The organism is Pedobacter frigoris (assembly GCF_005116445.1).
GTDB classification, from domain to species: domain Bacteria; phylum Bacteroidota; class Bacteroidia; order Sphingobacteriales; family Sphingobacteriaceae; genus Pedobacter; species Pedobacter frigoris.
This window is the reverse complement of sequence record NZ_SWBQ01000005.1, coordinates 1-18637: the sequence shown is the minus strand read 5'-3', so window position 1 is coordinate 18637 and position 18637 is coordinate 1. Positions and strand designations below refer to the sequence as shown.

General features: G+C 41.8%; 13 protein-coding genes. 3 read left to right on the top strand and 10 right to left on the bottom strand.

Going from position 1 to position 18637, the window contains the following annotated elements; translation table 11 throughout:
* The first annotated feature begins 14 nt into the window (after positions 1-14).
* Positions 15-1391: a hypothetical protein gene (locus FA047_RS16185; RefSeq protein WP_136837136.1), complete on the top strand. Its 1377-nt coding sequence runs from the start codon at positions 15-17 to the stop codon at positions 1389-1391.
* A gap of 385 nt (positions 1392-1776) precedes the next feature.
* Here the strand turns inward: FA047_RS16185 and FA047_RS16180 are convergent, their stop codons facing one another.
* Entirely contained in the window at positions 1777-4542 is a 2766-nt protein-coding gene (locus FA047_RS16180; RefSeq protein ID WP_136837135.1) for a PAS domain S-box protein, read from the bottom strand.
* Positions 4543-4564: 22 nt separating this feature from the next.
* A complete protein-coding gene (glyA, locus tag FA047_RS16175; protein ID WP_136837134.1) occupies positions 4565-5836 on the bottom strand; it encodes a serine hydroxymethyltransferase in 1272 nt (423 codons plus the stop codon).
* Between the two features lie 93 nt (positions 5837-5929).
* Here glyA and dxs point away from each other — a divergent pair, with 93 nt between their 5' ends.
* Positions 5930-7858 carry a 1-deoxy-D-xylulose-5-phosphate synthase gene (dxs, locus tag FA047_RS16170; protein ID WP_136837133.1) on the top strand — a complete coding sequence of 643 codons (1929 nt, stop codon included), beginning with the start codon at positions 5930-5932 and terminating at the stop codon, positions 7856-7858.
* Between the two features lie 72 nt (positions 7859-7930).
* Here the strand turns inward: dxs and FA047_RS16165 are convergent, their stop codons facing one another.
* A complete protein-coding gene (locus FA047_RS16165; RefSeq protein WP_169304434.1) occupies positions 7931-9811 on the bottom strand; it encodes an OmpA family protein in 1881 nt (626 codons plus the stop codon).
* A 125-nt stretch (positions 9812-9936) separates the two neighbouring features.
* Between FA047_RS16165 and FA047_RS16160 the strand changes: the two genes are divergently transcribed.
* Positions 9937-11043, top strand: coding sequence for an acyloxyacyl hydrolase (locus FA047_RS16160; RefSeq protein ID WP_136837131.1), 1107 nt, complete (start codon positions 9937-9939; stop codon positions 11041-11043).
* 7 nt (positions 11044-11050) lie between these two features.
* Here the strand turns inward: FA047_RS16160 and FA047_RS16155 are convergent, their stop codons facing one another.
* The 7 genes from FA047_RS16155 to FA047_RS16135 form a co-directional block, all read right to left on the bottom strand.
* Positions 11051-11716, bottom strand: coding sequence for a class I SAM-dependent methyltransferase (locus FA047_RS16155; RefSeq protein WP_136837130.1), 666 nt, complete (start codon positions 11714-11716; stop codon positions 11051-11053).
* A gap of 75 nt (positions 11717-11791) precedes the next feature.
* Positions 11792-13159, bottom strand: a complete 1368-nt coding sequence (locus FA047_RS16150; protein WP_225872758.1) for a glycoside hydrolase family 20 protein — start codon at positions 13157-13159, stop codon at positions 11792-11794.
* A gap of 6 nt (positions 13160-13165) precedes the next feature.
* Positions 13166-13405 carry a family 20 glycosylhydrolase gene (locus tag FA047_RS20900; RefSeq protein ID WP_262710000.1) on the bottom strand — a complete coding sequence of 80 codons (240 nt, stop codon included), beginning with the start codon at positions 13403-13405 and terminating at the stop codon, positions 13166-13168.
* Between the two features lie 40 nt (positions 13406-13445).
* A complete protein-coding gene (locus FA047_RS20895) occupies positions 13446-13667 on the bottom strand; it encodes a glycoside hydrolase family 20 zincin-like fold domain-containing protein (protein WP_225872757.1) in 222 nt (73 codons plus the stop codon).
* 122 nt (positions 13668-13789) lie between these two features.
* Positions 13790-15628, bottom strand: coding sequence for a glutamine--fructose-6-phosphate transaminase (isomerizing) (gene glmS / locus FA047_RS16145; protein ID WP_136837129.1), 1839 nt, complete (start codon positions 15626-15628; stop codon positions 13790-13792).
* Positions 15629-16200: 572 nt separating this feature from the next.
* Entirely contained in the window at positions 16201-17013 is an 813-nt protein-coding gene (locus FA047_RS16140; RefSeq protein ID WP_136837128.1) for a hypothetical protein, read from the bottom strand.
* 244 nt (positions 17014-17257) lie between these two features.
* On the bottom strand, positions 17258-18637 hold a 1380-nt coding region (locus tag FA047_RS16135; protein WP_136837127.1), incomplete at its 5' end, for an RHS repeat domain-containing protein.

Sequence of the window (18637 nt, the reverse complement as noted above, 5' to 3'; positions counted from 1 at the left end):
GATAAGTTTGTCTTATGCGGATACTTCTGACATTCATCTTCCTGATCATCATAGCGCTTACAGGCTGCCGCAAGTCTGATGACATCACGACAGATAAAGACGCAAAACTGGCCTTCTCATCGGATACCGTTCTATTTGATACCGTGTTTACTGCGGTTGGTTCTACGAATAAAAGGATAAAAATCTATAATATACACCACAAAGGCATCAACATCAGTAATATCAGATTGAGCGGTGGCGATAATTCTCCTTTCAGCCTGATCATTAATGGGCAGCCTGTAAATCAAAGGGACAATATTGAAATCGGCAGTAAAGATTCTATCAATATTTTCATCAAGGTATCCATCAATCCAAACAATCAGAGTCAGCCATTCATCGTCCAGGATTCTATCCTCTTTAATACAAATGGGAATGAACAGACAGTGCAGCTAATAGCCTATGGACAGAATGCCGTTTTTATAAACGGGCAGGTGATTAGCAGTAATACTACCTGGACAAGTACATTGCCTTACATTATTTACAAATCTGTCACGGTCGCCCCCCATGTCACCTTAAGTATACAATCGGGAACTAAAGTCCTGTTTCACAATGGAGCTGCGATGTTAGTCCGTGGATCACTCAACGCGCAAGGGAAGGTGACACAACCTATTTTATTTGCAGGAGACCGCATGGAAAACAGTTATGCTGAGGAACCTGGTCAATGGATAGGCATTCAATTTTACAGCAGCAGTATCAATTCCAGAATTCTCAACAGCACGATAAAAAATGCCATCGTCGGCATCACGGCAGATTCTCTAAGCAAGGATGGCGGACCAAAATTACTGCTTAGCAACAGTGTGGTAAAGAATATGAGCATCACTGCAATAGCCGGATATGGAACATCTGTTGCTGCTTTCAACAACCTTTTCTTTAATTGTGGACAATACTTACTTTATGGCGCATCAGGTGGTAATTACAACTTCAAACAAAATACATTTGGGGGCTATAATCCCGTAGTTGCCCGTAAAACACCTGCTGTTTATCTGAGTGATCTCGGGAAAAACAGTCAATCCGGAGACTTAAAGGCAGTATTTGTGAATAACATTATCTGGGGCAGCCTGACGGAGGAGTTTTTGATAGACAAAAAAGCTACGGGCTCCATTGATACTGACATCAGGAACAACATCATCAGAACAAGTCTGCAGGCTTACAGTGGCAATAATAACCAGCTGAATACTGACCCCGGCTTTATCAACTCCGGCAAATATGAATTCGGATTGTCAAACCATGGCACTGCCTTGAAAAAAGGTGCAGATTTAACTGCCGACCCTTATTTTAATCTCTACTTAAATAAGGATTTAAATGGCCTGCTACGAAATCAGACACCCACGTTAGGGTGTTATGAGCAATAATTTTTTAAAAAATATACACCTGAATAAAACATTTTTAGAATAAGCTCGTTTATATTGATGAGAGCGTTAATTTAGATGGTAAGGGTCGATATTTTCTTGAAGAGGTATCGGCCCTTTACTTTTTAAGTGTATTTATTCAGCTACTTTATGCCCCTTTAAATTCCAAGGAAAGGCATTACAAAAATATTCTTCCCGATCAGCAAAAATAAAACTAGATTATTTTGCCAATTCAAATATTTTTCTTTCCTTTGTTCCGAGAGCGTTAATTTAAGGGTCGATACTTCCACTCTCGTGGGACATCGGCCCTTTATCATTTAAAGATTTCCCAGGCAAAAAGACGCTTTAAATACGTTAAAACCCATAAAACTTATTGATTGCCATACTACTAAGAAAAGTAGGCTGTGATGATATTTCTGATTTCTTCAGGTTTAAAAGGCTTCAGAATATGTCCATTCATTCCCGAAGCTTTAAATTTGCTGTTTTCATCCTGCAGAGTCGAAGCTGTCAGCGCAATAATCGGAACCGACTTGAAATAATGCCCGGGTAATTCCCTGATGATACCAGTAGTCTCAAAACCATCAATCCCCGGCATCTTAATATCCATAAATATCAGATCATAGGTGTTTTTCATTACTTTCTCAATAGCCTCATGCCCGCTGGCAGCAAAATCCAGCACAAACCCCCACTTGCCCAGTACACGACCTGCAATCAGTGTATTGATCTCGTTGTCATCCACCACGAGTATCTTTTTGCCTGCAAAAATGTCGGCAGTATCAACTACCTTTTGAGCTGCATCTACAACTGCCACTCTATCAAAATTGATTGCAAAAGAAAACGTGGTCCCTTTGCCTTCCTGGCTCTGTACCTCGATGTCCGAATTGTATAGTTTTAGAAGTTTCTTAGTAATCGCCAGGCCAAGCCCCGTGCCGCCATACTTTCTTGAAATATCCGTTTTTGCCTGGGTGAAGGTCTCAAAGATATAAGATTGCTTATCCTGTGGAATACCAATTCCGGTATCACTAACTTCAAAATATATAGGCGCATATTTTTCACAGGCTGCCGTGGCAAGCCCAACCTTTAGCGTAATCTCACCATGATCAGTAAACTTAATAGCATTACCGAGCAAATTCATCAAAACCTGGTACAGCCTTGTCTTATCGCCCATTATGGTTTCCGGAACATGGTCGTCAAAGTCAAGCCTTAGCCTATTTTCCTTAATTGCAGCATTTACCTGTAATGAATTTACGATATCCCCGGTTAAAGCCTTTACGCTGAAAGGAATAGATTCAAGCACCATATTACCGGTTTCGATCTTCGTAAAATCAAGAATGTCATTGATAATATTGAGCAGGTTTTCGGAAGAGAACTTAAGAATATTAAGGTCATCTATCTGGGATGCTTTAGGATCATTGTCCAGGAGCAGGTGTGTCATCCCTATCACCGCATTGAGCGGAGTTCTGATCTCATGGCTCATTACCGAAAGGAACATTTCCTTTGCCTCACTTAGCTGCAAAGCCTGCTCCTTAGCAGTGATCAGCTCCTGTTCTACCTGTTTACGCTGGGTGATGTCTGTAATTAAATCAATCTGTCTCTCCAGCTCTCCTTTTTCATTGACAATAGGGGTGTTCGAAACCGACAACCATACATGGTTTCCTTCCTTTGTAGTTGCCTTTACTTCTATTGAATAGGATTCATTATTCTGAGCTTTATTCCTGGAGGCTTCAATAATGGCATGTTCGGATGCATCCGTCGACAAAATATCGCCTAGCTTTTTACCTTGCAGCTCTGATAGCGTGTATCCGGTTAGTTTTTCCAGCGATTGGTTGACCCAGGTGGTATTGCCATAACGGTTAGAAATGTTGACACTGGTATTGGTCTTACTGGCAACAAGCGAAAGCACCTGAAGTTCTTCTTCTACTTTCTTTTTATCAGTGATGTCAATGATGATCTCCACTTCCATCTCAAGGCTGCCTTTCTCATTCAATACCACGGTATTGTACACTGAGAGCCAGATGGGTTTCTTATCTTTTCTATAAGCAAGAAGATCTACTGTAAAGGATTGATTCTGTTTAGACAGCTGTCTCGCTCTTTCAAGCAGTTGAGCATCTGTTTTAGGCCCGGCTATAAGATCGCCAAGGCGCTTGCCTTTCAGATCCTTTAGGGTAAAACCAGTGATCTTTTCGAATGCGGCATTGACCCAGGTTACATGGTTATTGGAATCACTGAGTACTACACCACTATCAATTTTACTGGCCACAAAAGATAGCTTCATCAGGTCATTTTCTACCCTCTTGCTGTCTGTAATGTCTCTTCCGTAAGCATACCACCTGCCGTTTTTAGCGACCATACTCCAACTCAGCCAACGGATTATTCCTGTCTTGCTAACGATTCTAAAGTCTACATTAAACTGCTTCTGCTTATTTCTAAGCCCATCTTCAATGTATTTTACAACGCTATTGATGTCCTCTTTATTGCAGAAATTCCATATGCTTAGCCCCGTAGCCTCTTCTGCAGTATATTCCAGTATGGTAGTTACCGCATCATTGATGAACAATATGTTGCCAAAATAATCAAGGATACAATGGATCTCGGGAGATACGGTAGAAATATTGAGCAGGTCTTCAAAGCGCTGCGTTTTGGCCGCTAACTCCGCACTTTTTTGCTTTAGTGAAATATGAGTAATGATTTCCCGGGAAAGTGTTTTCAGCCCCTCCTTCTGATCATTTGTAAGTTGTCTGGGCACAACATCAAAGACGCCAATTACACCAAGTTTATGTCCATGCTCATCAATTAATGGTGCGCCAGCATAAAACCGGGCATTGGGACTACCGATTACTCCGGGATGGTTTTTAAACCGCTCATCCTTTGAAATATCAGGTATCTCGAGGACGTCGTCTCCAAGTATGGTAAACCAGCTGAATGACTGTTCAGGTAAGATCTCCTGTTCCTGGGTTCCCGTAATGGATTTAAAAAAGAGCCGGTCTTCATCAACCATTGTGATTAAGGCGATGGGCGTATTACAGATTAACGTGGCCAGCTTGGTAATGTTATCGAACTCGTTTTCTTTCGGCGTGTCCAATATACCATACCTGTGCAAAGCTTTAATACGCTCATCCTCATTGGCTGATGAATTCCTGCTCTCTGATGACATTTATTTTTTAGTAAACCCCGGTTTATTTGTATAATGGGAAACGGTTTACCAGCTCAATTACCTTCGCTTTCACTTGTTTTAAATTCTCTTCATCCTCGGCATTGGTAATTACCTGGTCAATTAGATCAACAATAGTTTCCATTTCTGTTTCCTTAAAGCCTCTTGATGTGATAGCGGCTGTACCAACACGGATACCTGAAGTTACAAAAGGCGACTTATCGTCGAAAGGCACCATGTTTTTATTTACCGTAATATCTGCTTTTTCAAGCGCATTTTCAGCAAGTTTTCCTGTTATATTTTTATTGCGGAGATCGATCAGCATCAGGTGGTTATCTGTACCTCCTGAAATGATGCCATAACCTCTTGCAACAAAAGCTTTAGCCATCGCCTGGGCATTGACTTTAACTTGTGTAATGTAGGTCAGGTATTCATCGCTCAATGCTTCTCCAAAAGCAATCGCCTTTGCAGCTATGATGTGCTCCAGAGGGCCACCCTGAGTACCAGGGAAAACTGCCATATCCAATACTGACGACATCATTCTGGTTTCTCCTTTAGGAGTTTTTAATCCAAATGGGTTTTCAAAATCTTTACCCATCATGATCATACCACCACGTGGACCGCGAAGGGTTTTGTGAGTAGTAGTAGTCACAATATGGCAATGAGGAAGCGGGTTATTCAATAAACCTCTTGCAATCATACCTGCCGGGTGAGAGATATCTGCAAGCACCAATGCACCTATCTTATCTGCCACACTGCGGATAAATGCATAGTCCCATTCTCTCGAATAAGCAGATGCACCGCAAATGATCAGTTTTGGACGCTCAGCCAATGCTACTTCTTCAAGTTTTGCATAGTCAATTAATCCATCTTCTTTTTTTACTCCGTAAAACAAGGGGTGATACAGTTTTCCTGAAAAGTTAACCGGAGATCCGTGAGTTAAATGACCGCCGTGTGACAGGTCAAAACCTAGTATTTTGTCGCCAGGCTGAATTACTGCCAGCATCACTGCTGCATTTGCCTGTGCTCCTGAATGCGGCTGTACATTTACCCATTCTGCACCAAAAAGCTGCTTTGCACGCTCAATAGCAATGGTTTCCACCTCATCAACTACCTGGCATCCGCCATAATATCTCTTGCCCGGAAGGCCTTCAGCATATTTGTTAGTTAAACAAGAACCTGCAGCTTCCATTACCTGCTTGCTTACAAAATTTTCTGAAGCTATCAGTTCTAGTCCATTTTCCTGACGGTCCAATTCCCTGTCAATCAAATCAAAAATTAAAGTATCTCTAGTCATTTATCGAAGTATATTTTTGTAAAATTAACGATTTTCCTTCTTAGTTTGGCAACAAAATACCTTACTTTGTACTTCTATTCGATAAATTACTGCATGGAAGACATTAATGGTCCATTACTAACAAACATCAACTATCCTACTGATTTAAAGCAGTATAAGGAACAAGATCTGGAGCAAATCTGTAAAGAACTGCGTCAGTACATCATTGATGTTGTGAGTGTAAATGGTGGACATTTTGCGGCTAGTCTCGGTGTTGTTGAGCTCACTGTAGCACTTCATTACGCATTAAACACACCTTATGACAAATTGGTATGGGATGTTGGCCACCAGGCGTACGGACATAAAATACTCACCGGACGCAAATCTGTTTTCCATACAAACCGGATATTAAACGGAATCAGCGGATTCCCTAAAATCAGCGAAAGCGAGTACGATACCTTTGGCGTAGGCCACTCTTCAACCTCTATCTCAGCTGCATTGGGCATGGCTGTTGCTTCTCACTACAAGGGAGAAACAGATCGTCAGCACGTCGCAGTAATTGGTGATGGTGCGATGACGGCCGGATTGGCATTTGAAGGATTGAACCATGCGGGAATTGAGAATTCAAACCTGTTGGTCATCCTGAACGACAATTGCATGTCCATCGACCCTAATGTCGGTGCACTGAAAGAATATTTAACAAACATTACCACTTCAAAATCCTATAACCGCTTTAGGGATGACATCTCTAACGTATTGATCAAACTTTCGGAGCTTGGGCCTAACGCGCACAAGTTTGTGAAGAAGATTGAGAAGAGCATTAAAGGTACTTTATTGAAGCAGAGCAACCTTTTCGAAGCTTTAAACTTCAGGTATTTTGGTCCCGTTGACGGCCATGATGTAGTACGTCTTGCCCAGGTAATCAAAGACCTTAAAGATATTCCCGGCCCTAAACTGCTGCATTGTGTAACAGTAAAAGGCAAAGGCTTTGCGCTGGCAGAAAAAGACCAGACCAAGTGGCATGCCCCTGGTTTGTTCGATAAAATTACAGGCGAAATCAAAAAATCTCCTGTAGAGAAGCCACAGCCCCCTAAATATCAGGATGTCTTCGGCCATACCCTTGTGGAACTGGCTGAGGCAAACAAAAAGATTGTGGGTGTAACACCTGCGATGCCCTCGGGTTCATCTATGAACATCATGATGAAAGCGATGCCAAACCGCGCTTTTGATGTGGGCATTGCGGAGCAACATGCGGTTACCTTTTCTGCGGGATTGGCCACGCAAGGGCTCGTTCCATTTTGCAACATCTATTCCAGCTTCATGCAAAGGGCTTATGATCAAGTGATCCACGATGTAGCCATACAAAACTTAAACGTTGTTTTTTGTCTTGACCGTGCAGGTCTCGCAGGAGCCGATGGCGCTACGCACCATGGCGCTTACGACCTGGCCTACATGCGCAGTATCCCGAATATGAAAGTGGCAGCACCGATGAATGAGGAAGAACTCAGAAATCTGATGTACACAGCGCAGACGGAAAATATGGGGCCTTTTTCTATTCGTTATCCAAGAGGAAACGGGGTGTTGGTAGATTGGAAACGTCCGCTAAAAGTTCTCGAGGTTGGTAAAGGCCGGAAGATATGTGACGGAGAGGATGTAGCGATAGTGACCATCGGTCATGTCGGTAATTTTGCTGTAGAAGCTTGTAAAGAACTAAACAGCGAAGGCATACATCCGGCTCATTACGACCTTAGATTTGTAAAACCTCTTGATGAAGCGCTATTGCACGACGTATTTACCCGCTACAAGAATGTCATCACCGTTGAAGATGGCTGCTTGCAGGGCGGTATGGGTAGTGCAGTATTGGAATTCATGGCAGATCACAAATATAATGCTCAGGTAATCCGTTTAGGTATTCCTGATGAATTTGTAGAACATGGTGAGCAAGCGGAACTCTGGAACCTTTGTGGTTATGATACCAATGCAATTATTGCGACCATTAAGAAGATTGCTGTAGGCAGAACTACCGCGACTATTGCTTCATAAGCAAGTCAATCCCATAAAAAAGGGGAATGTTTAATCACATTCCCCTTTTTCATTTATAGCCTATTTGAGTTTTTAGTATTCAAGAATCTTAAATTCTGTCCTCCGGTTAGCCTGATGCTCTGCTCCTGAACACTTCACACCATTTGCACAACGGTTAAGCAGCATCGTCTCACCATATCCTTTAGCAACCATCCTGTCGCGCGCAATACCACGGGAAACCAGGTAATTGACAACAGACCTTGCTCTACGCTGAGAAAGGTCAAGATTGTAGATATCCACGCCACGTGAATCAGTATGACTGCCCAACTCGATGCTAAGGGTTGGATTATCCCGCATCGTACGCACCAGTTCATTCAATATTTTTGCTGCATCAGGACGAATATTGTCCTTGTCAAAATCATAGTGAATGTTTTCAAGGGCCAGGATCTTTCCTTTCTCAAATAGTGGGTTCAGGTATAAAGATACATGCAGGGTATCCGATTTTTCGATACCTCTGGTGCTAACCTTTGCTGAATCTGCATAGAAACCAGTCTTAGAAGCCAAAACATTATAGTCAGCAGCTTTTTCCAGTTCAAAGAAAAAAGTGCCGTCACTTTGGCTCGTTTGTTTTGCTACGATGGTCCGACCTCCGCTATACAAGGTTACCGCAGCATCAGGAAGTTTTTCGCCAGTCTTTTTGTTATAGGTTATTCCGGCTAATGCCAGAACTATGCGTGGTTTCACATAACTGTAGGAATAAATGTCATCATTCCCTTTCCCCCCTTTTCTGTTGGAAGAAAGGTAACCTGAAGTATAACTTTCATTAGCAATAAAAGCAAAGTCATCCCCCGCGGAATTTACAGGATACCTTAGATTCTGTGGTTTGCTCCATTGAGCAGCTTTTCCTTTCGAGCTAAAAACATCGAGTCCACCCATACCAGGCAACCCGTTTGTTGAATAGAATAATGTCCCATCAGTACCGAAAGAGGGGAACATTTCGTTATCTGGCGTATTGATTAGATTCCCGGCATTTACCGGAGTTCCCCACTTACTATCGGCACCAAGTTGGGCATACCATATATCCGTACCACCTTGTCCGCCGGGCATATCCGAAACAAAATAAAGTATCTTTTCATCCGGAGACAAAGAAGCATGTCCGACGGAGTATTTTTTTACATCATTATAGGCAAAAGCTTCCGGCTTCGACCACGCTCCATTTACTTTTTTCTGAATATATAACTCCAGTTTATTGGTTTTGTACTTGTTGTTGTTTTCCTTGCTCAGTTCTCCATTTTTTCCGGGATATGTCCTGGTAATGAACAATACATCACCTGCTTTATTGCTAACGACCGGACCTACATGGTAAGTTTCGCTATTGATGTCATTTCCCGCAACCGCAGCTGAAGAAAGTGTATTATCGGCAGCACGCCCGGCTGTATAAACTTTAAGAAAAGAATTGCCGGTCCAGCCATAGGTTTTACTTAAAATGCTTTCATTAGGCTCTGCGGTATAATAGATCTTATCACCGATCGGAAAAGCAGAGAATTCTGCATTGGTGGTATTTACAGTAGCCTCATTTTTTATGCTGTGTGGTGTTGGATATGCCATCCACACCTGGGCTGAATCACATCCTGAAATATCATTCGCTACACGTTTCATGTCGCCTGTTTTTGCTGCATAATCCTGAAGCACTTTTTTCGCCTGATCATACCTCGAGTTGGTTTTTAGGACTTCCCCGTAATACAACAAGTTTTCAGGCTTGCTTTCCGGCACAGCGACTACCCGCGAATACCAATTCTCTGCATCCTCATAATTGTTCATCTTTCGGTAACACTCCGCCAGTCTTTCCATATCCTGAAGCCTTGGCTTTTTATTATCCGTAAGTTTCAGATAAATTTTTGAGGCATTTGCATATTTATATTCTCTGTACAACTGATCAGCCCGCTCACGTAAGCCCGGCTGTTCTTGTGCCATTGCATTTAAACAAAAACATGCCATTAAGCAGGCAAATGAAAGAGTATAAAATTTTTTCATTCTATGAGCGGATTTAAATTCAACTTAAGTTACTAAAAGAACTGCAATATTATTTATTTTTATCCATGTTTAAACCTTTATCAACAGTATTCATTCTATTGACAACTGCTTTTACAATTAAAGCGCAGGAAGAACCCAAAAACAGCATAGAGTTTAGTCCGCAGTTTTCTGTAGGAGTTTTTACAGCACAGCATAAATTGACCGGAACGGCCTACGGCGGAGAGTTATTGTACCACATCAACACCGAAAATAATCCCACAGCATGGATGAAAGCCATGCACCTCAAAAGCATAGATGTCGTATTCAATTACAAGAATATGAGCAATATTAAAATAGACGGGGATGCCAGGAAAGGCCTTTTTGGAGATTCATATGCCTTACTGGGCGGGTTAAATATTTCCTTATTAAAAGCAGGTAAAACTGAATTCCTGTTCTCTCCAGCGTTTGGATTGGGTTATGCCGGGGAAACGTTCTTCACCAATCAGAACCCGCTTATAGGTGGCCACATCAATTTTACTTCAAGGGCATCGTTAAAAGTAACAACAGCCCTCAGTCCTGCCACACAATTAGCTGCAGGGATCGATGTGCTCCACTATTCCAACGCGGCATTTCGTGTACCTAACAACGGGATCAACTCCTCAAGTCTGAGCCTTGGCATCATACAATATCTAAATACTCCCGCTAAGCCTTCTGAAAATATCAGCAGTGCAGAAGAAAGCTATAAGAAACATAGTGTAGACATTGGAGTCAATATAGGAAGAAGAGGGGTATATCAAAGTAAAGATGGTTACTTCAGAACAGGGCTTTACACCGGATACAACTACCGCTTAAATCCTATCCTGGCACTGAGCACCGGTGTTGACGCAGTCTATTACCATTCTGTTTTCGACCCTGCTAATTTCGGACAAACTTATCAGTCCTACGCCACTTCCTACGACCATTGGCGTGTCGGAATGGCCCTCGGACCTGACATCTGGATGGGTAAACTTGCCCTGATGGTAAAGTATGGTTACTATTTACATTACAACAGTTACCGCGATAACCATACTTACTGGACCGCCGGCATGAAGTATAACCTGCTGGACTGGGCTGCAGTGCAGGCCAAGATCTACGTGCATAAAACAGAAGCAGATTTTGTTGGGTTCGGGTTTATGTTTACTCCGCGTTTGTAGCAGTGTATCATTTACCGGCTGTGACAATGATGATGTCTCTTTCTACCTGTTCTCCTGTTTTGCTGACTGCGAAGTCCTTCTCTTCTGCAACAGATTGAATAGAAAAACCTGCGGCACTTAACAGTTCTTCTACCATCGGCCTGTCGTACAATTGAAAGATCCATTTAGTAAATGGCAGCTTTTCCATAAAGTCTTTAGTTGCGATAGCCAGGCAGAAACGTCCTCCTGGTTTTAACACCCTATAGATCTCTTTTGCGTAAGCCTCTGGATCTTTCCAAAAATACAATGTATTTACGGTGAAGATCTTGTCAAACTGGTTATCGGAAAAGTCGATATGCAAACCGTCGGAAAGATAAAAAGATACTGAGCCGGATTCAATAAAAGCTGTATTGATGCGTTTTGCTTCTTCGATCATGGTCAGCGATATATCGATACCAGTATATTCAAGACCAGATGCTTTACGCATCAGGGTGCTCAAATGGCTGGCACTACCATGTCCTATCTCCAAGACCTCTTCATTCGCTCTCAGTCCAAGCAAATCTATCGTTCGAAAGATCATATTTTCGTTTGATGAGGCCATCATTTCTCCGGTTTTTATTCCTGCATCACCTTGTGGTTCACTTAACTGACTGGCCAGCTCATGCCAATCCTCATCATTCCATTCCTTTTCCATCGTTCGGTTCAATTTTTCGACAATCTACTAAAAACCAACACAATAGATATAACTTTCCGGAAATATTCTATAATCTTAATTCACAACGATCTCATCGGCGAATAACCAGGCTGGTTTTCCTGCACCGCTGTGACCTGGAGGACAAACACCAAGATTTTTAGCAGTTACCCGCACAAACCTCGCTTTTCTTTCCGGAAACTCGGCTTTAAAATCTTTGATAGAGAATTTTTGATCCACAGGTATTGTGTTATTGACGATGGCAAGTTCGGTGTAGTTTACACCATCTATAGACATTTCAAATTTCACTTGCTGAGGCAGGAAAATCCAGTCGTTGTAATTTTGCAGGCAACCCAAACTAACGGTTTTAATCCTCTGGTCTGTACCCAAATCTATAGTAGCAACCAGGTCAGTCCCATTAAAGCCATGCCAATATTTACCTACCGCACTAGTTCCTTTTACACCATCGGTTAACGAATTGGGTCCATCTGCCAGATAATACCTGTTTACAGGATTTGCATATTTCACATCCTTACCTACCGCTTTATGCATCACGAATGATTGCTCGGCGGGCTTGTAGCCCATCACTTTTCCATTCAAAACTATCGAGGCTTTCAATAGCGCGGAAGAATTTATAGGGAATGGACTGCTGTATTTATTGCTTTCCAATGTTGGCTCAGAACCATCCAAAGTGTAGTAGATACCTGCATTCAGCATTTCTGAGGAAAGATCTACGAGCAACTTACCATTTTGCGAAAAAGGTTTTATAACCACGGTATAATTACCCGGACTGTAATGAAACCCTTTCTGCTCAAAACCTCTGAAATGATAAGGAAGGCGCTTGCTGAAATCTACGAAGTCCTTGTTCTCTTTAGGAGACCATACTACTTCCGCAAGGGCAAGCATCCTCGGCAAAACCATATATTCAAGATGCTCTGTAGTGGTGATAAACTCTGTCCAAACATTCGCCTGTGCGCCCAATACATACTTTTCATCGTCTTTATTTAATTCCTTTGGTATCGGCTCATAATCGTATACTTTCTTTAGAGTATTGAAGCCGCCGATGGCTACAGGCTCCCCGGCAGGCCCAGCCTGATAGGTATCAAAATAAACCGGATTACCGGGAGTCATGATCACATCATGCTTCATTTTAGCCGCTTCTATACCGCCAGCTTCCCCCCTCCAACTCATCACAGTCGCTTCAGGAGCCAGTCCACCCTCCAGGATTTCATCCCAACCGATCATCTTTCTTTTTTTACCGATCAGGTACTTTCCCATTCTTGTGATGAAATAACTTTGCAGCTCATTTTCATCTTTAAGGTGCTCATCTTTTATCCTGGCCTGACATTCAAGAACTTCATCCAGCACATTGGTCAGAAAACTAAATACCTCCTCATTGCCCGCACAGTAATTGGATGACATACCGGTATAGTTACCTCCTGTCATCGGTAGTTAATGCTTCTGGCTACAGCTCAAAGAAGGATAAGCAGCGATAGCTGACGCCACATGCCCGGGCATTTCTATTTCTGGAACCACAGTTACATTCCTTGTCGCAGCATAAGCCACAATTTCTTTGATTTGATCCTTTGTATAATATCCTCCATAAGAAGGTATTTCCCCTGCTTTTGCCTGAGGTCTGTCGCCCCATACTTTGTCATTTTGATCTACCCGCCAGGCTCCGGTTTTCGTCAGTTCAGGGTATTTTTTTATTTCTATTCTCCAGCCCTAATCATCAACAAGGTGCCATATCTGCCGTAAAAAAATGACGGCTCACATCCAGGTGCATCCCTCTCCATTTGAACCTCGGATAATCTGTAATCTCCATTACCGGAACCGTCAGGGCGGCATTAGTTCTCACCTGAGGAAGCGTTTGCAGCAGCGATTGCATGGCGTAAACGATCCCCGCCTTGGTATTGGCCTTGATGTCGATACTTTTTTGAGATACTTTCAGCACATAACCCTCCTATCTGGTCTGTTTGCTCAATACTTCACCAAAACATTCAGTGATTTTGGCTTGCACAAGTACCATTTGAATAAGCAGCAGCCCTATTTCAGGCTGCTGCTTATTTTTATTTTTTATTCCACTGTAACCGACTTTGCCAGATTTCTTGGCTGATCTACGTTACAGCCTCTCAGTACTGCAATGTGGTACGATAATAATTGTAGGGGGATGGTAGCCAGCAAAGGCAAAAATGCCTCGCTTGCATCTGGGATTTCAATACAATAATCTGCCATTTTTCTCACTTCAGTATCGCCTTCAGTGACAATAGCCAACACAATACCCTTTCTGGCTTTCACCTCCTGAATATTGCTGATTACCTTCTCATAAGAAGAATTCTTGGTCGCGATCACTACAACAGGCATTTCCTCATCGATTAGGGCAATTGGCCCGTGTTTCATTTCTGCCGCAGGATATCCTTCTGCATGGATATAGGAGATTTCTTTCAGTTTCAATGCACCTTCCAGTGCTACCGGAAATCCACTGCCCCTTCCAAGGAAAAGACAGTTTCTCGAATCTTTAAATTTCTCAGAGATCTCCCTGATCATTGTGTCCGACTTCAGTGCCTTCTCTATTTTCTCAGGAATAAGGTCCAGCTCAGTAAGTAGCTCAACCAGTTTTGAATTGGTCAGCGTACCTTTTTGCTGCGCCATATAAAATGCCATCAGCGTAAGCACAGTCACCTGCGCAGTAAAAGCTTTGGTAGAGGCTACGCCTATCTCAGGACCGGCATGGGTATAAACACCGGCATGAGTAAGCCTCGGAATAGAGGCACCAACCACATTACAAACGCCAAATATAGTTGCTCCTCTTTCCTTAGCCATTTCTATAGCTGCCATGGTATCTGCTGTTTCTCCCGATTGAGAAATGGCGATCACGACATCTTTCTCAGTAATGATCGGGTTCCTGTATCTGAACTCAGAAGCATACTCCACCTCTACGGGGATTCTTGCATATTCTTCGATCAGGTACTCCCCAACCAGTCCCGCATGCCACGAAGTACCGCATGCAACGATGATGATGCGGTCTATATTTTTCAGTTTATCTGCATATTCCTTGATTCCGCCCAGTTGTACTTTTCCTTCATTGGGATAGATACGGCCACGCATACAATCACGGATAGAACGTGACTGCTCAAAGATCTCTTTCAGCATGAAATGCTCATATCCACCTTTCTCCAGCATCTCCAGCTTCAATTCCAGTTCATGGATATAAGGGGTCTGCACTACGTTATCGAGGCGCTTGATCACCAGTTCGTCACGCCTTACATAAGCGATTTCGTTATCATTCAGGTAGATTACGTTTTTCGTATACTCAACAATCGGCGTTGCATCCGAGGCGATAAAATATTCACCGTCGCCCACACCGATCACCATCGGACTGCCTTTCCTTGCAGCGATCAGCTGGTCAGGTTGTTCTGCATCCATCAACACAATGGCATAAGCTCCGGTAACTTCATTGAGCGCTAACCTTACTGCTTCAAAAAGATCGATCTGTTCAGAGATATAAATGTCTTCGATCAGGTGAACCAATACCTCTGTGTCGGTATCGCTTTTAAACTCATGACCGCGACTTTGAAGTTCTTCTTTAAGCGTAGCATAGTTTTCTATGATTCCATTGTGGATGATGGATAATTTTCCATTGTTGGAAGTATGAGGATGTGAATTCCTGTCAGACGGAGCCCCATGGGTAGCCCAGCGCGTGTGACCTATCCCTGCTGTACCAGACAGGTTTTTACCTTCGGCAAAGTTTTCCAGTTCCTGTACCTTACCTGCTTTCTTGTAAATATTCAGGCCCTCATCGGTGATGAGTGCAATACCAGCACTGTCGTATCCGCGATATTCTAATCGTTTAAGTCCTTTTAGTACTATAGGCCAGGCATCCCTATGGCCGATGTAACCAACTATTCCACACATATTTTATAGTTAAAAAATTAATCGCCCGAAATTAAGTAAACTAAACTGATATAACCACAAAAAATCAGAATTATTTATTTTATGCAAACGTTTTAAATGAGTAATAAACGCAGTAATTGGGCTGAAGGAGCTGAGGAAACAGAGGTGAGATTTATCTGAAAACCGCCTTTAAGTAAGCCAAAAACGCTTATCTTTTTGACAAATACGCATAATTAATACTCCTTCATGAACTCGTGCGCGTCACCTTGACCTCAAAAAATTGAGAAGCAAATTTATTAGGATCTCACACTAAAGTTAACGTTGTTGGTAATGGATCCGGAATCAAGATATGAAACCGCTATAAACATCTGCCATTGGCAACTCTGTCAGGATCTCCAAGAAGATAAAATCAAATGAATAAGCCCGGATATCTGCCCGGGCTTCACAATTCAATTATATTTTTTAAATGAACATTTTTGTTTAAAAATCGACCTCATCATAACGGGCGATGTTTTCTATAATTTGATATTGTCCTATTTCACAATTTCCAATTCTCTTAAAACTCCCTTTTTCAAATAGCTACTCGGCAATCATTAATAAACTTTGCGTATTCGAAAAGATAGTTTTACACTTCTGGTTCCTTTACTAATCGTGAGCCGATCGATATCCGTATCGAAAATATATGGCCCCGTGTAATCAATCTTAAAAGTATCATTTGGATTTAACTCCACTATTGAATTAATCATCTCTTTAGAAATCAAATCTATTTTCTTAAATGTCAACTTTGCTGAGGCATCAAACAAAACCTGAGATGCTATTTTCTCCATTTTTAACGTATCCACTTTTAATGGTTTATTTAATTTTGTCCGCTCAATATCAATAATAAACCCAAGAGATGCCTGCTGATTTTCGGAATATTTAATACTGTTTATTAATCTCATTGTGTCTAAGTTCAATCCTTTACAAACAGGATTCAAATTTTCTATTTGTGTTGCTAGCTCTTTTGGACCATATAAAATCTTATACCGTAATATTGCGATTTGACGGGTCGAATAATTATACAGCATATCAAAAAGTCGATTTTCTCCAAAGTCAATGTCTTCCAGTACTTGCATCCTGGGTTTGCTATCAATAATTTGATTACAAGATCCGATTATCGATAGCAAAAGATCTTTGTCTTTAATTTGATTAATTAATGCAACATTTGCTAATCCACCATACTCATAGAGTTCATGATAATAGGTGTTGGAATACTCATTTTCTAAAAGGAAAGAAGGAATATCGTCACCTAATTTCCAATTTTCAGTTTTTTTTAGATTTTCACTTATAATTTCCTTAATATTTTTATTAGAACACGAGAACAGCAGGCTCATAATTGTTACTGCTATAAGGTTAAGTCTTTTCATTTTTTTTGCCTATTAATATTATAATCGATAACCTGAGGCTTTTGAGCAGTTGAAAACGTAGAATGCTTAGTTGCTTTGTCAACAGGAGACTGTGTAAATGTAGTTGTAAATGCTTTATTCGAACTGGTACCATCTTCATTAATTGTAGTTATTGATATATTATAATTCGTTGAAGGAAAGGTACTCGCATTGGTTGATATTTTTACGTTGCCACTTGGATCTAGGGCTATACCTATAGTTTGAGTTATGGTAACTGCATCTGCACAAAAGTCTTTCCTACTATTTGACCTGCAGTACCTATCTGGGCTTCATATTTGGAAACTGATCCGACAACTCCGTTTTCTCCTTGAATAACATTACCCTGATTGCTTTTCGTGGGGTCCAATCCCTCTCCAAGTCCAAATGGCACTTTATGCCCACCAGGATGTGTTGGCAAAACTGAATGTTCTCTACTTATCGATGCATCAGAAACTTTTCCGTCTCCAACAGTTGCGCTAAATGTAGTAGAACTGACAAGCTTGTCACCAGTGGCTTCACGTAATAAAGCTGCCGGTACGCCAGTTGCTTTCTTTAAATCATTATTTAACTTTATTGTGCTAACTGCTGTGATAGTTACTATTACTCTTTTTCCTGGATCATCAGTACTATCTTCAGGACTTCGCCCATCCGGATCCACAAACCTTATCGGATTATTAAACCCATAATTATAAGGAGAGTGCCTCCGCATTTTCTCTGCCAACGGATCCACCACATTCCACCTTCCAATTATAGGATCGTAGAATCTCGCCCCGTAATCATATTGCTCACCAAGTTCATCCTGAACCTCTTTGCCATTATAAAGATATTTATTATTTACAGAAACTGGAGAACCTGAATTTCTTTTTCCAAAAGCATAGTAATCATCACTCTGTAAGCGTTCAAGTAAGCCGCTCGAAGGATTCTTATGGAAACTATACCTCACATTACCTAAATGGTCTGAAAGATTATATTCATAGCTGTAAGTGCCGCTGTTATTCCTGGCAATACCTTCCTCAGTGTGGATAATGTCGATTGTACTTCCATTATATTCTATACCACTTACATATTCCCGCGTTACTCCATTGCTTACTTTCTTCAGCTTATTTCCAGATGCATCATAGGTATAAGCCAAACTTAATCCAGATTTGGTCGCCGTAGCAGGAAGATTCAGCACATTGTAGGTCAATACCACACCCGTTCTTCCATCCGTAGTCGCATTTCCATTTCCATTGTATACATATGTACCTGTTGCCAGCGGCCCGCTCGTAATGCTGGTCAACTGGTTACCAGTATAATTGTAAGTTCCAGCACCTCCTGCATCCCTGTTCATCGTCTTGATATTCCCCATCACGTCATACGTAAGCACCTCTGCCATCGCAACGCCGGTACTGCTGCCGCTCAACAAACGGTTCAATTTATCATACCCATACGTATAAACATTTGTGAAACTTACTCCTGAGCCCCAATCCTGATTTGCAATATTACCATTGTATTGCGGAACAGTGACATCATCATATTTCAGCTTCATACTAAACTGATCTGAACTGCTACCTTTCAGCCAGCCACGCTCATTATAAGCATACGCTGTATTTTGCAAAAAGCTCGA